The following is a 13,293-nucleotide window of genomic DNA, read 5'->3' as shown; positions in this document are numbered from 1 at the left end:
CGAATGACTATACAATGTTTTCCAAAAAAATTCCATGCCGGACATCCGGCAAAGAAATAATAACCAATATTGCGCTTGCATCTTCCGTATTTATACTCTAACTACGCCTCATCAAATTCGTATTGGTACGGCCAAGCTCGATGCTCCAGTAAAGTGCGAGCGCCAACCCTGACCCCCTCAATATCGAAAATTTGGTTCGTCCGGAACTGTTCCGGCCGATGATTCTATTCCACAAGGAACGCACTATGACCAATGGAACCGTGAAGTGGTTCAACGCCCAGAAGGGCTTCGGATTCATCCAGCCCGACGACGGCAGCGCCGACGTTTTCGTGCACATCTCGGCCGTCGAGCGCGCCGGGCACACCAGCCTCAATGAGGGCCAGAAGCTTGGCTTCGAGCTCGAAAAAGATCGCAAGACCGGCAAGTCGTCGGCCTGCAATCTGCAGATCGGCTAAGCTGCGGCATTTCATGCCGTCCCTGGCATGAGCTTCGGCTCGCCGGGGCGAGAGGCGGTCCGCAAGGACCGCCTTTTTTGCGTTCAGGGCACGTCCTGCCAGGGGTCGAGCGACAAAAGGTCGGTCACGCCGCCGATGGCGGCCACGTTGCTGGCCGCAGCCCGCTCCACCGAGAAACGCGTCAGATAGTGAGGACCGCCTGCCTTCGGGCCGGTCCCGGACAGACCCTCGCCACCGAACGGCTGGATGCCGACGACGGCGCCGATCTGGTCCCGGTTCACGTAGATATTCCCGACCTTCATGCGCGCTGCGACCCGGTCGATGACCGACGGCAGCCTCGTGTGCAATGACAGGGTAAGGCCGAAGCCCGCGCCGTTGATCAGATCGCACAGCCCATCGAGCGACTCGCCGGCATAGGGCGCCACATGCAGCACCGGGCCAAACACTTCGCGCGCCGGCATCTGCGGCCTGGCAAACCGGATCAGATGCGGCTGCAGGAAGACGCCGTCGCGGGGCACCGTGCCGCTGCTGACGACGTCGAGGCCCCGCCCGCTCATCTCCGCCACATAGGCGGCCAGCTTATCGCGCGATGTCTCGTCGATGATCGGACCGATGTCGGTCGATTCACTTATGGGATCGCCCAGCCGGAGTTCGGCCATGGCGCCGGTCAACAGGCTGGTGAACGCGTCATGCACATCGGCCTGCACGAACACGACGCGGGCGGCCGAACAGCGCTGACCGGCGCTGTCGAAAGCCGAGCGAATCGCATCCGCCACCGCCCGCTCGAGCAAGGCGCTGGAATCGATGATCATGGCGTTGATGCCGCCGGTCTCGGCGATGAATGGCACGATGGCGCCGCCGCGCGCGGCGAGGTTGCGCTGGATATTGTCCGCCGTGTCGTTCGAGCCGGTGAACGCAACACCGGCAATCCGCCGGTCACCAATGAGCGCACCGCCCACCGCTGCGCCGCGACCGGGCAGGAAGTGCAGCACGTCGACGGGCACGCCTGCCTCGTGAAGCAGCCGGATCGCGGCGAAGCCAGTCAGCGGCGTCGGCCCCGCCGGCTTGGCGCACACCGCGTTGCCGGCCGCCAGCGCGGCCGCGACCTGGCCGGTGAAGATGGCCAGCGGGAAGTTCCATGGACTGATGCAGGCGAACACGCCGCGCCCGCGCAACGTCAGCTCGTTACGCTCGCCGTCCGGCCCCGGCAGCACCATTGGACGTTCGAAACGCAGCCGGGCCTGCGCCGCATAATATCGCAGGAAGTCCGTCGCCTCGCGCAGCTCGGCGAGCGCGTTGGGCACGGTCTTGCCGCCCTCGCGCACGCACAGCGCCATCAGCAGCGCCCGGTCGCGCTCGAACAGGTCTGCGGCTTTTTCCAGGATTGCCGCGCGCGCCGCGCCGCCCCGTTGGTCCCAGGACGCTGCGGCGGCAACCGCCAGCGACAGGGCGCGGTCGACGTCCGCCGCACCGGCATTGACCATGGTGCCCACCAGTCTCGACCTGTCCGCTGGCTCGCGCAGGTCGACGGGCTCGCCGCCCACCGGCTGCCCGCCAACCAGCGCATGCCCCTGCAGCGGCACCGCAAGGGCGGCCGCCATATCGCGCCTGATCGCATCGCCGAAGGGCGGCTCGCTGACGATCAGGCCCCGTGCGTTGCGCCGCTCCGGCTGGTAGAGATCCGCCGGCCGCCGAACCGCCGGATGCGGCTTGGATTTCAATGCCGCCACCCGCTCGACCGGATCGGCGATCACCGCCTCGACCGGCACGTCATCATCGGCCAGCCGGTTGACAAAGGAGGTGTTGGCGCCGTTCTCCAGCAGCCGGCGCACCAGATAGGGCAGCAGGGTCTCGTGGCTGCCCACCGGCGCGTAGATGCGGCACGAGACGCCCAGGGATTTCACAGCCTGCTCGTGCAGTGCGTCGCCCATGCCGAACAGCCGCTGGAACTCGTAGTCACTGCGTCCACCCGCCATGGCATGAACGGCGGCGACGGTGTGGGCATTGTGGGTGGCGAACTGGGGCACGATGTAGGGCTGGGCCAGCATCCGCCGGGCGCAGGCCAGGTATGATACATCCGTGGCGCCCTTGCGGGTGAACACCGGGAACTCGTCGAGGCCGAGCTGCTGGGCCAGCTTGATCTCGCTGTCCCAATACGCGCCCTTCACCAGCCGCACCGGCCAGCGCCGTCCGGTGACGCGGCCCTTTTCCGCCAGCCAATCGAGCACTGCCATGGCGCGCTTGCCGTATGCCTGTACCGCGAGGCCGAAGCCGTCCCAGCCCGCCAGACCGGGCGCGTCCGCGACCGCCTCGATGACCTCAAGCGACAGGTCAAGCCGCGCGGCTTCCTCGGCATCGACGGTCAGCAGGACGCCAGCGCCGCGTGCGGCCACGGCCAGCTTGTGGAGCTTGGGCACAAGTTCGGCCATCACCCGGTCCCGTTGGCCCGGCTCGTAACGGGGATGCAGCGCAGACAGCTTTACCGACACGCCCGGCGCGGTGAGCGGATCGAACGGACCGGCGCCCTTTGCGACCGCCATGATCGACACCAGGTAGCGGTCGAAATAGTCCTGGGCCTGGGCCGCGGTCATCGCCGCCTCGCCCAGCATGTCGAACGAAAACCGGTAGCCGGGCCAGTTGGCGGTGGCTTTCAGCGCCTTCTCGATGGTCTCGCCCATGACGAACTTGCCGGCGAGCAGCAGCATGGCCTGGCGGATCGCGGCGCGCACCACCGGCTCTCCCATGCGGCCGACAAGGCGCGGCAGCAGGCCGCCCGCGTCGTCGGCCATGCGCAGCACCCGTGCGCCCAGCACCAGTCCGTAGGTCGAGGCGTTGACGAACAGCGAATCGGACTCGCCCAGATGGGCCCGCCAGCTTGCCGAGCCGATGCGGCTTTCGATCAGCTCGTCGACGGTTTCGGTATCGGGAATACGCAGCATGGCTTCGGCAACGCACAGCAGCGCGATGCCTTCCTCGGTCGACAAATCGTATTCCTGCATGAAGCGGTCGATGCCGCCCTGCCGCCTGCGGCCGTCGCGCGCCGCGGCGACCAGCAGGCGCGCGACCCTGTCGGTCTCGCGCGCTTCCCCGGGCGCCAGCCGGGCGACAGGGACCAGCCGCGCGACCGCGTCGGTCTCGTCCCGGAGATAAGCCTCGGCGATGGCCTGGCGGGTTTGGCTGCTCATCGATTTCCTGTCGCAGGATGTGCCTCATCATAACATGGCGCCAGAACGGCCCCCGTCATCTGCTTGACCCTCATGCTTGACTTGCGCGGCGGATGCCGCCCAACTCTGGGCATCATTCCAGGGGAGAATTCAGGATGCGCGATCTATCGGGCCGGACGGCCTTCATCACGGGCGGCGCCAGCGGCATCGGCCTGGCCATGGCGGACGCGTTCGCCGACAAGGGCATGCGGCTGGTCATCGCCGACGTCAACAAGGCCGGGCTCGACCAGACAGAGAAACACTTCAAGGCGCGCGGCACCGACGTGCTGACCATGCTGCTCGACGTCACCGACCGGGGCGCGCTGGAGGACGCGGCCAGGAAGATCACGGCGTTCGGCAAGCTGCATGTGGTGTGTGCCAATGCGGGCATTCCGCCGTCGGGCGCCAAGGTTGCCGAGACCGAGCCGGAGAAGTGGGACCGGATGATGGCCATCAATCTGACCGGCGTCTACAACACGGTCCACTACATGCTGGGCCTGCTGCGCGCCCATGGCGAGGGTGGACACATCGTCATCACCTCGTCCATGGCCGGCGCCGTGGCGGCGTCGCCCATCGGCGATTACGTGGTGGCCAAATATGCCGCGGTCGGCTTCGGCGAGGTGATGGCCTGGGAGCTGAAGCCCGACAATATCGGCGTGTCGATCCTGATGCCCGGCACCGTCGTCAGCAATCTCAGCGGACGGCCCGCCGACGGCCCGCCGACCGGCATGAACGCATCCGACGTGGGCCGGCGCGTGGTGGAGGCCATCAAGGCCAATGAGCTCTACGTCTTCACCCATGGCGACTACCGCGCCCATGTGCAGGCCCGGTGCGATGCGCTGATGGCGGCGTTCGGCGACTCCGCCCAGCCCGGCTTCAAGGAGCCGAAGCAGGTGATGGCCATGATGAGCCAGAACGCCTACCCGCCGAAGGAATAGGCGACTCGCCCGCCGGATCAGGCGGTGCCTGGCGCAGGATGGGCGAATTCTGCCAGCGGGATACCCATCTGCCCAAGGAGACGGTCGAGGGAGCGCAATTCGAAGTCCTTGAACTCCCCCGACCTGACCGTGGCCATGAGGCGCGAGACCATCTCGACGCGCCATCTGTCGGCGCCCGTAAGCACCATGGACCCCGAGAGCGCGATGAGCTCGCGCCAGCAACCGGCTTCCGCGTCACTCAGGGATTGCGGCGGCTCGCCCACGCCGGAGGTCGCCTGCTGCGCCTTGTCGGCGTCCCTGTAGCGCTGCAGTGACGTTCGCTCGTCAACTTTGGCGGTGCGAACCGGCTTCGCGCGATCGGGGGGTCGACTCATCTTCGGTTCCTTTGGTGACGGGGCTGCGCGACATGCGGAAAATCCGTCTGTGGCACTATCCCTCGACAATACGCCTTAAGTAGGACGGAACGGTCTTACACCAAGCCAGCGTCGGGCGATCGATCCCGCCTGTCAGGCATCCCTGAATTCCTGCCAGCGGCGGTCGAGATGATCTTGCTCGTCCATCACCGTGTTCCAGCAGGCGATCCGGCCCAGCCGGTCCCAGATGGCGCCGCCGAACCGCAGGAAACCGGCGGGGCTGATCACGTCGCCGAAGGCGTCGGTGATCGGCTCGACCGACGGGCGGCCCTCGTACCAGAAATCCCATTCGTTGCGGGTGAGGAAGTCGCGTGCGGTGGCCGGCACCGAACTGTAATAGCCGGCCCGAGCCACATAGGCGCCGGCCCAGCCTGCATTGTACCAGTTCATGTACTGGTAGGCGGCCTCGAGCGTCAGGCCGTCCACATGGCGCATGATGCTGAGGCCGGCCGACCAGCCGCGGTAGCCTTCCGCCAATCCGGGATAGTCGCATTGCACCCCGAGAGCCCGTACCTTGGACACGGCGGGCGCCCACATGGACTGGATCACCACGTCACCCGAGGCGAGCAGATCGATCGATTCCTCGTAACGCTGCCACAGGATGGTGAAATGGCCGGATTTCTTCAGTTCCATGAGCCGGTCCACGGTGGCATCGATCTCGGCGCGGGTCATGTTTCCCATGTCGGCATAGCGCACAACGCCCGCCGCCTCGAGCGCCATGGCCGCGTCGAGGATGCCGATCGCCGGGATATCGACCAGCGCCGCCCTGCCTTTGAACTCGGGATTGACCAGATCGGACCAGCTTCTCACCGGCCGGCCGATCAGATCGGTGCGCACGCCCAGCGTGTCGGCGTTGAGAATGTGCGGCACCATGGCGATCGTATCTGTCTGGCCGGGCGCGAACTGCTTGCTCGACGGCGTATCCAGATACTGCACCGTGAAGGGATTGCTGCCCTGGCGCGGCGTGGCGGTGCCGTCCGGCCGCGTGCCGGTGGTGAAGATCGGCAATGTCTGGTCCCACCAGTCGTAGCGAAATAGCGGGATCCCCTGAAGCACGCCCCTTGGCACCACCAGTTCGTACGCCCAGTGATCCAGATCGAGGATATCGGTGAACTCGGGCTCGGTGATCGCCCGCTGGATCAGGGTGTCCTCGTCGTCCACCGTCATCTCGATCCGGAAGCCCAGATCCTTCTCTGCCTGCAGGGCGATCTGACCGATGGCGGAATAGCTGGGACCATGATGGCGCAGCACAACTTCCCGGAACTTCTGGTCCCAGAACACGGGTGCGCGTTGCGGTTCGTCGGCCATTGGCCCTGCCTCTGGATGTGCGGATAGCTGCCTAGCCAGAGTCCGGAATCCCGCGGCGAAGATCAACTGGAGATTGCGGTGCGCCGCACCTGATCACAGGCCCGATGAATTGTTTTGGGCGACGCGGCGATGCCGCTTATTCTTGCCGCGAGACGCGTGACGGGGGAGGCAGGATATGGCGCCGCGGGCTGAATGGCTGGAGCTTGTGAAGGAAGAGGCGCTCGACCCTGACCGCCCCATCGTCGACCCCCATCATCATCTGTGGGAGCGACCGGGCTTCCGCTATCTGCTGGATGAATTCCTGGCCGACCAGCAGGGCCACAACATCATCGCCACCGTCTATGTGCAGGCCGCGTCCATGCACCGGATCGACGGGCCGGAGCCGCTGCGGCCGATCGGCGAGACCGAATTCGTCAACGGTATCGCGGCCATGAGCGCCAGCGGCATTTATGGCACGTCGCGGATGAACGCCGGCATCGTCGGCCACGCGAATCTTCGTCTGGGCGCCGCTGTCGCCGACGTGCTCGACGCCCACCTGGCGGTGGCGCGCGGCCGGTTCCGCGGCATCCGGCACGCCGTTGCCTCGGACACCGATCCGGCCGTCGACAGGGCGATCATGATCGCCGCCGGCTGGGATCCATCCAAACCGCCGCCCGCGCGCCCGGTGCCGCCGCCGGGCCTGCTGGGTGACGCGGCGTTCCGCGAGGGCATCGCGACGCTGGGCAGATATGGCATGAGCTTCGATGCCTGGCTCTATCACCCGCAAATCCCCGAGCTGACGGCACTGGCCCGCGCGCGGCCCGAGGTCAGCATCATCCTCGACCATGTGGGCGGCGTCCTCGGCATCGGCCCCTATGCGGGCAGGCACGCCGAGGTCATGGCCAAATGGAAGGCAGACATGGCCGAGTTGGCCACCTGCCCCAATGTCAGCGTCAAGGTTGGCGGCCTGACCATGCCGATCTGCGGCTTCGGCTGGGAAAACAACGCCGCGCCGCCCACCTCCGAAGATGTCGCCGCCCGCACCCGCGACTGGTACCTCTTCGTCATCGACACCTTCGGGCCGGAGCGCTGCATGTTCGAGAGCAACTTCCCCGTCGACAAGTCATGCTGCTCCTACATGGTGCTATGGAACGCGTTCAAGCGCATGACCGCCGATTTCTCCGAAGCGGACAAGACGGCACTGTTCTCGAGCACAGCGAAACGGGTCTACAGGCTTGACCTGTAACTCCTGGGCGGCGTCCGGCGAATGATCCATGAGACTTCATGGAGGCTGAGCCATGTCACGCAAGATCCGCGCGGGATTGGCCGCGCTGGCGATCGGAATCGTCCTGGCAGCCGGGCCCGCGTCGGCCACCGCGCCGGTTGTCGTCGAATTGTTCACCAGCCAGGGCTGCTCGTCGTGTCCGCCGGCCGATGCCCTACTGGCCACGCTGAGCGAAAGGCCGGGCATCGTCGCGCTCAGCTTCGGCGTCACCTATTGGGACAAGCTGGGCTGGAAGGATACGTTCGCCAGCCGGGAATATACCCGGCGCCAGCACGATTACGCCGCCACGCTGGGCAAACGCAGCGTGTTCACACCGCAGATCGTCGTGAACGGGCGGGCCGATGCCGTCGGCAGCCGCCGTCAGGAGGTGGACGCGCTGATCGACGCCGCGCGCCGGCAGCAGGCTGGTCCCGCGGTCACGCTGTCGGCGAAGCAGGTCACCATCGGACCGGGCAGGACGGCGCGGGCAGCCGACGTGTGGCTGGTGCGTTACGAACCGCGGATTGTACAGGTGGCGATCCGGCGCGGCGAGAACGGCGGCCGGACATTGCCGCACAGGAATGTGGTCCGCTCGCTTGTCCGCCTCGGTGGCTGGACCGGCGAAACGACCGTCATGCCGCTGCCGCCGGCGCCGCCCGGTCTCAGGACGGCGGTCCTTGTGCAGATGCCGGACGGCGGACCGATCCTGTCGGCGGCGTCGCGATAGGCCACCGGCGAGCGCCGCACTGCAAGGCGCCGCCCGATGTCTGACGCTGCTGGAGAATCCTCCACGCCGGCGCCGCCCGACGGGCTGCTGAAGCACCGCGCATTCCTGTGGTTCTGGACCTCGCGGGTGCTGATGGCGATGGGGTTCCAGATCACCTCGGTCGCCATCGGCTGGCGCATCTACGAGATGACCGGCAGCGCCTATGCGCTGGGCTTCGTCGGCCTGGTGCAGTTCCTGCCCATGCTGGCGCTGACCCTGGTGAGCGGCCATGTGGCCGACCGCTACGACCGCCGGATGATCGTCATCATCTGCCAGTTCTTGGAGGCGGCGACACTGGCCTTTCTGGTCTACGGCATCTTCGCCGGGTGGACGGGCGTCTTCGGCATCTATGCGGCGGTGGCCCTGCTCGGCGCGGCCCAGGCGTTCGTTGCGCCGACTCTCTCGGCCATGCTGCCCGCCGTGGTGCCCACGGCACTGCTGCCCAGGGCCATGGCCATGTCCTCGTCGGCGTTCCAGACCGCCATGATCGTCGGCCCGTCGGCAGGCGGCGTGCTCTATGCCTTCGGCGCGCCAGTGCCGTTCATCGCGGCCGGCGTCTGTTTTCTTGTCGGCGCCCTCGCCACCATCATGATCCGCGTCGAGCGGCGCGCCCCGTCGCGGGAGCCGGTAACGCTGAAATCCGTGTTCGGCGGTCTCACCTTCATCTGGGGGCGGCCGGTGGTGCTGGGCACCATTTCGCTGGACCTGTTCGCCGTATTGCTGGGCGGCGTGGTGGCGCTGCTGCCGATCTTCGCCAAGGACATCCTGCAGACCGGGCCGTGGGGCCTTGGCCTGCTGCGCGCCATGCCGGCGGTCGGGGCGCTGGCGATGGCGGCAGTGCTGACCAAGTACAATGTCGAGCGCGGCATCGGCATGAAGATGTTCTGGTCGGTGATCATCTTCGGCGTCGCCACCGTCATCTTCGCGCTGTCGGTCAATCTGTGGCTCTCGCTGGTCGCGCTGTTCGTGCTGGGAGCAGCGGACAATGTCAGCGTGGTGATCCGCACCTCGCTGGTGCTGCTGCAAACGCCCGACGAGATGCGCGGCCGGGTGAACGCGGTCAATTTCCTGGCGATCGGCACCTCCAACCAGCTGGGCGAATTCTGGGCCGGCATGATGGGCGGCCTGATGGGCGTGGTGGTGGCCGGCGCGCTGGGCGGCACACTCACCATCGCGGTGACGCTGCTGTGGATGAAACTGTTCCCCGACCTGAGAAAGGCCGACCGGTACGAAGTTGCCGACGATTGATCGTTACCGCGTCCAGCCCCCGTCGCGGGCGGCCTTTTCCGCCGCGGCGTCGAATGGCGAGCCGCTGATCATGGTGTCGACCGCCTCCAGCACGGACGTCTCGCCAGCCGCCTGCCGATACCCGCCACCTATTTCGGGCGCGGCGCCAATGGCGAGCCGGAGCCGCCAGTAATCGTCCGATTTGCAGGCGATGCCTGAAACAGCATCCTGCCTTGCTGCGCTGAAACTTCGGCACAGGGCGCCCCCGGCGTCTCGAAACGTCAGGCCGATCCTGACCGGGCTGCCAACGGCCGCCGGATCGTCGGCGGCAAGTTGGCGCTCCAGCGCCCGGGCCAGATCCCCGCGGGCGACAAGACCGTCGCCAGCCGTGCCCACCATGCCGGATGGACCGGACAGCAGATAACCCGCGGCCACGCCAACGGCCAGCGTCGCGGCAAGCGCGCCCCACCGGGCCGCGAGCGATGGCCGATGCAATTGCCGGCTTTCACGGGCTACTGCGAGATCGGTCACATCGGCTCCGCCGGCCAGCGCCGCGAGGCCTGGCGGCAGCGGTTCGGAAAGAATGGGCTCGAATGCGCCCCTGATCGCGCCGCGCAGCGCCATGTGCCGTGCCAAAACCTCCGCCAGCGCCGGGTCGGCGGCGACGGCGGCCTCGACAGCTGCCCTTTCCGCGCCGGTCAACTCACCGTCCGCATAGGCCATCAGGGTGTTGTCATCCACGATCACTGCCATCCTCCCCATCAACCGGCGCCAGCGCCCGCACCAGCGCAGCACGGCCACGCAGCAGCCGGCTTGTAAGCGTGCCCACCGGTATCTCCAGCACATCAGCTGCCTCGGCATAGCCTAGGCCCTCGACCAGCACGAGGGCGATGGCCTCGCGCTGCTCGTCCGGGAGCTGTTGCAGGGCTGCCTGGGCCCGGTGAAGATCCAGCCGCGCCTCAAGGGCCGGGAGCGGATCGGCGCCTACCCCCATCCCTTCTTCCTCGGCGCCGAAAACCAGGGCGCGTCGCCGCTGCGCGCGAGTCTCATCGATCCAGGCGTTGCGGATGATGCGAAACATCCAGCTGTCAAGGCGCGTTCCAGGTTGCCATTGCCGGCGTGCCCGAAGTGCCCGCTCCACCGCCGACTGCACAATGTCGTCAGCCTGAACTGCGTCCCGCACAAGCGCGCGCGCGAACCGCCGGAGCCTGGGCAGCAGGTCGACCAGTGCGGTTTGAAATTCGTCCAAAGGCTTCCTACGCTCTTCATGTGGATGAAACGGCCGGGACCCGACGTTTCATCCATGACATAGACGTTAAACGCATCAGACATGAAACAAGCACTGAAGATTACTGGATTGCTGGCCGCCACGTTGCTGTTGGCTACGCCGGGACGAGGCCAGATTCTGGGTCCGGTCGGTCAGACCGTGGACGGTTTGGCGCGGCCGGTGCTGCGAGGCGCCGGTCTGGATGGGACGGCCGAGGCAATTATCCGGCCGGCGCGAAGTATCGCGAGTGTCCAGCTGAAGTCTCTGCTGCGGGACAACGCGGCGGTGCTGGAGGCCGACGACGGCGGATTTCCAGTGGTTCGCGGCACGGTTGTGGCGCTTTCTCCGAATGAAGCCGCGGTTGGTCGCGCCCGCGCGGCAGGCTTCGACCCGGTCAGCCGGGAAACGCTCGAAGGCCTTGGCGTCACCCTGGTTACGCTACGTGTTCCCGAAGGCATGCCGGCGCGCCGGGCACTAAAGAAGCTGAGGGCGCTTGATCCGTCCGGACGCTACGACCTCGATCATCTCTATACAGGTGCAGGCGCGAGCAGCGACAAGGCGCTCGCGCCTCCCGCCGCTGCGACAGGCGGCACCCCGCGCATCGGCCTCATCGACAGTGGCGTGGCCGCCCATCCCGCGATCGACGGCCTCATCGCCGAGCAGTCCGGCTTCGCTCCGGGCGGCGTGGTCGCCGGCGCCCATGGCACCGCCGTCGCTTCGTTGCTGGCGGGACGGCATGGAACATTCAACGGCGCCGCGCCGGGCCAGATGCTGCTGGTTGCCGACGTCTATGGCAGCGGACCGACTGGCGGTTCGGCACGAATGCTGACCCGTGCGCTGGCCTGGATGGCCCAGCGCCATGTGCCGGTTGTCAATATCAGCCTGGTCGGGCCGCCCAACGCCATTGTCGAGGCGGCGATCTCGGCCCTCATGCGCCAAGGCGTCGCCATCGTCGCCGCGGTGGGAAACGACGGTCCTGCCGGCGCACTGGCCTTTCCCGCCGCCTATGATGGCGTGATCGCGGTGACTGGCGTAGACCGCCGGGACAAGGTGCTGACGGAAGCCGGGCGCAGCAAGCGGGTGGACTTTGCAGCGCCGGGCGCCGACATGGCGGCAGCGGCCGCCAGCGGCGGCTATGCGCGAGTTCGCGGCACATCCTATGCGGCGCCGCTTGTGGCCGGAAAACTCGCTCTGGCAGCGCCCGCATTGAACAACCCCATGGCTGCCGTAGAGACCTTGGCGGCACAGGCGCAGGATCTGGGCCGTCAAGGGATCGATCCGGTCTATGGCCGCGGCCTGATCTGCGGTACCTGCCGCAACGCCATGCCCTGACACCGCTGTACCCGGAAAAAACGCCGTCCGCGTGAATGAAAATCCCGATCCGAAACGTTGTTGGCTTGAGGGACACGAGAACGTCCCGCTTTGACAATGGAGACGGACAATGCGGAGCTCGAAATTTGCACTACTCGTCGGCCTGGGCGTTTCCTTCGCTCTCGCCGCCCCGGCATCGGCCCAGTTGCTTGGTGGCGGCGGCCTTGGCGGGTCCGTGGGCGGCACGTTGAACGGCGTCGGCAATGTGGGCAGCGGCCTTAATAACGCAGGCCGCGGCGTATCCGGGAGCGTGGCTGGCACCGGAAATGTCAGCGGCAAGGCCTCCGGCAGCAAGTCGGTCGACACGCGTTCGGGATCGGCAGGCGCGAGCGGCAACCTTACCGGCGCGGCGACGGGCACGCTGGACAGCACGACCTCTGCGGTCGGCCAGAGCGCGACCGGCTCGCTAGGCGGTAGCGTTGCCGGATCGAACGAGGTCAATGCGGGCGCCGCCTCACCCGTTGGTGGCACCGACGCTATCGGATCCACAGTGACCGGCGCACAGGGCACCATCGACAGCACGGTCAGCGATACGTCTGGCGGCGCCGTCGATGGCGCGGCGTCCGGACTGAATGCCGCAGGATCGGCAGCTGGCGACGCCTCGGGTGGCGCCGATGCCGATTCCCCTTCGATGCTGCCCGATGTGGGCTCGGCCGCTTCAGCGGCCGGTGATGCCACCGGGGCCGCAACCGGCGCAACGTCGGGCGCAGGCAACCTGACCGGCGCCGTGACGGGCCAGGGAAACGCCGGCAGCTCGGCAGGCGGCGGCACGGCAGCGGCGACGAGCACCTTCGATGCCGCCGGCAGCACCGCCACCAAGGTCAATCCCGGCATGGTGGTAAAGGATGAGGCCGGCCGCACCATCGGCAAGGTCCAGTCAGTGAACAGCACAGCCAGCGGCACCGTCGACAGCGTCCTGGTCAAGACGCGGGGCGGGATCGCAGCGATCCCCGCCGACCAGCTGTCCTTCTCGGGTGAGGGCCTCCTGAGTGCCATGAGCCGCGCTGATGTCCGCAAGATGGCCGGCAGCGACGCAGCCGCCGCAGCCAGTGGGACGGGCACCGCATCGGGTGACGGCGCCGCCCGACAATAATCCACGGGG

Annotated in this window: 12 protein-coding genes; 7 read left to right on the top strand and 5 right to left on the bottom strand. The window is 67.1% G+C overall.

What is annotated here, in order from left to right:
• The first annotated feature begins 245 nt into the window (after nt 1-245).
• Nucleotides 246-455, top strand: coding sequence for a cold-shock protein (locus WJU21_RS11750; protein ID WP_346323627.1), 210 nt, complete (start codon nt 246-248; stop codon nt 453-455).
• Nucleotides 456-538: 83 nt separating this feature from the next.
• Here WJU21_RS11750 and putA read toward each other — a convergent pair whose 3' ends face one another.
• Nucleotides 539-3,640 carry a bifunctional proline dehydrogenase/L-glutamate gamma-semialdehyde dehydrogenase PutA gene (gene putA / locus WJU21_RS11745; RefSeq protein ID WP_346323626.1) on the bottom strand — a complete coding sequence of 1,034 codons (3,102 nt, stop codon included), beginning with the start codon at nt 3,638-3,640 and terminating at the stop codon, nt 539-541.
• A 134-nt stretch (nt 3,641-3,774) separates the two neighbouring features.
• Here putA and WJU21_RS11740 point away from each other — a divergent pair, with 134 nt between their 5' ends.
• Complete coding sequence (locus WJU21_RS11740; RefSeq protein WP_346323625.1) at nt 3,775-4,596, top strand: SDR family NAD(P)-dependent oxidoreductase; 822 nt, start codon at nt 3,775-3,777, stop codon at nt 4,594-4,596.
• A gap of 17 nt (nt 4,597-4,613) precedes the next feature.
• Here the strand turns inward: WJU21_RS11740 and WJU21_RS11735 are convergent, their stop codons facing one another.
• Together WJU21_RS11735 and WJU21_RS11730 are read right to left on the bottom strand one after the other, a co-directional pair.
• On the bottom strand, nt 4,614-4,970 hold the full coding sequence (locus tag WJU21_RS11735; RefSeq protein ID WP_346323624.1) for a hypothetical protein: 357 nt from the start codon (nt 4,968-4,970) through the stop codon (nt 4,614-4,616).
• 132 nt (nt 4,971-5,102) lie between these two features.
• On the bottom strand, nt 5,103-6,317 hold the full coding sequence (locus WJU21_RS11730; RefSeq protein WP_346323623.1) for an extracellular solute-binding protein: 1,215 nt from the start codon (nt 6,315-6,317) through the stop codon (nt 5,103-5,105).
• 175 nt (nt 6,318-6,492) lie between these two features.
• Here WJU21_RS11730 and WJU21_RS11725 point away from each other — a divergent pair, with 175 nt between their 5' ends.
• The 3 genes from WJU21_RS11725 to WJU21_RS11715 are packed head-to-tail and all read left to right on the top strand — an operon-like array spanning nt 6,493 to nt 9,574.
• On the top strand, nt 6,493-7,542 hold the full coding sequence (locus WJU21_RS11725) for an amidohydrolase family protein (RefSeq protein WP_346323622.1): 1,050 nt from the start codon (nt 6,493-6,495) through the stop codon (nt 7,540-7,542).
• Between the two features lie 52 nt (nt 7,543-7,594).
• The gene (locus WJU21_RS11720) at nt 7,595-8,287 is read left to right on the top strand and encodes a DUF1223 domain-containing protein (RefSeq protein ID WP_346323621.1); all 693 of its coding nucleotides are present in this window, start codon (nt 7,595-7,597) and stop codon (nt 8,285-8,287) included.
• Between the two features lie 36 nt (nt 8,288-8,323).
• Complete coding sequence (locus WJU21_RS11715; protein WP_346323620.1) at nt 8,324-9,574, top strand: MFS transporter; 1,251 nt, start codon at nt 8,324-8,326, stop codon at nt 9,572-9,574.
• A 3-nt stretch (nt 9,575-9,577) separates the two neighbouring features.
• Here the strand turns inward: WJU21_RS11715 and WJU21_RS11710 are convergent, their stop codons facing one another.
• On the bottom strand, nt 9,578-10,300 hold the full coding sequence (locus WJU21_RS11710; protein WP_346323619.1) for a zf-HC2 domain-containing protein: 723 nt from the start codon (nt 10,298-10,300) through the stop codon (nt 9,578-9,580).
• Nucleotides 10,287-10,802, bottom strand: a complete 516-nt coding sequence (locus tag WJU21_RS11705) for a sigma-70 family RNA polymerase sigma factor (protein WP_346323618.1) — start codon at nt 10,800-10,802, stop codon at nt 10,287-10,289. The genes WJU21_RS11710 and WJU21_RS11705 overlap by 14 nt, the downstream gene beginning before the upstream one ends.
• Nucleotides 10,803-10,883: 81 nt before the next feature.
• Between WJU21_RS11705 and WJU21_RS11700 the strand changes: the two genes are divergently transcribed.
• Both WJU21_RS11700 and WJU21_RS11695 read left to right on the top strand, forming a co-directional pair.
• On the top strand, nt 10,884-12,152 hold the full coding sequence (locus WJU21_RS11700; RefSeq protein WP_346323617.1) for a S8 family serine peptidase: 1,269 nt from the start codon (nt 10,884-10,886) through the stop codon (nt 12,150-12,152).
• A gap of 109 nt (nt 12,153-12,261) precedes the next feature.
• The gene (locus WJU21_RS11695) at nt 12,262-13,284 is read left to right on the top strand and encodes a hypothetical protein (RefSeq protein WP_346323616.1); all 1,023 of its coding nucleotides are present in this window, start codon (nt 12,262-12,264) and stop codon (nt 13,282-13,284) included.
• The last annotated feature ends 9 nt before the right edge of the window (nt 13,285-13,293 follow it).

Source organism: Emcibacter sp. SYSU 3D8 (genome assembly GCF_039655875.1).
Taxonomy (GTDB): Bacteria; Pseudomonadota; Alphaproteobacteria; order SMXS01; family SMXS01; genus RI-34.
Note: the sequence above shows the minus strand (reverse complement) of the source record. Positions and strands in the feature narration are given on the sequence as shown.

What these genes read in the sequence shown, in the direction of transcription:
- WJU21_RS11750 (WP_346323627.1), top strand. Translation starts at nt 246, where the DNA reads ATGACCAATGGAACCGTGAAGTGGTTCAACGCCCAGAAGGGCTTCGGA.
- putA (WP_346323626.1), bottom strand. Translation starts at nt 3,640, where the DNA reads ATGAGCAGCCAAACCCGCCAGGCCATCGCCGAGGCTTATCTCCGGGAC.
- WJU21_RS11740 (WP_346323625.1), top strand. Translation starts at nt 3,775, where the DNA reads ATGCGCGATCTATCGGGCCGGACGGCCTTCATCACGGGCGGCGCCAGC.
- WJU21_RS11735 (WP_346323624.1), bottom strand. Translation starts at nt 4,970, where the DNA reads ATGAGTCGACCCCCCGATCGCGCGAAGCCGGTTCGCACCGCCAAAGTT.
- WJU21_RS11730 (WP_346323623.1), bottom strand. Translation starts at nt 6,317, where the DNA reads ATGGCCGACGAACCGCAACGCGCACCCGTGTTCTGGGACCAGAAGTTC.
- WJU21_RS11725 (WP_346323622.1), top strand. Translation starts at nt 6,493, where the DNA reads ATGGCGCCGCGGGCTGAATGGCTGGAGCTTGTGAAGGAAGAGGCGCTC.
- WJU21_RS11720 (WP_346323621.1), top strand. Translation starts at nt 7,595, where the DNA reads ATGTCACGCAAGATCCGCGCGGGATTGGCCGCGCTGGCGATCGGAATC.
- WJU21_RS11715 (WP_346323620.1), top strand. Translation starts at nt 8,324, where the DNA reads ATGTCTGACGCTGCTGGAGAATCCTCCACGCCGGCGCCGCCCGACGGG.
- WJU21_RS11700 (WP_346323617.1), top strand. Translation starts at nt 10,884, where the DNA reads ATGAAACAAGCACTGAAGATTACTGGATTGCTGGCCGCCACGTTGCTG.
- WJU21_RS11695 (WP_346323616.1), top strand. Translation starts at nt 12,262, where the DNA reads ATGCGGAGCTCGAAATTTGCACTACTCGTCGGCCTGGGCGTTTCCTTC.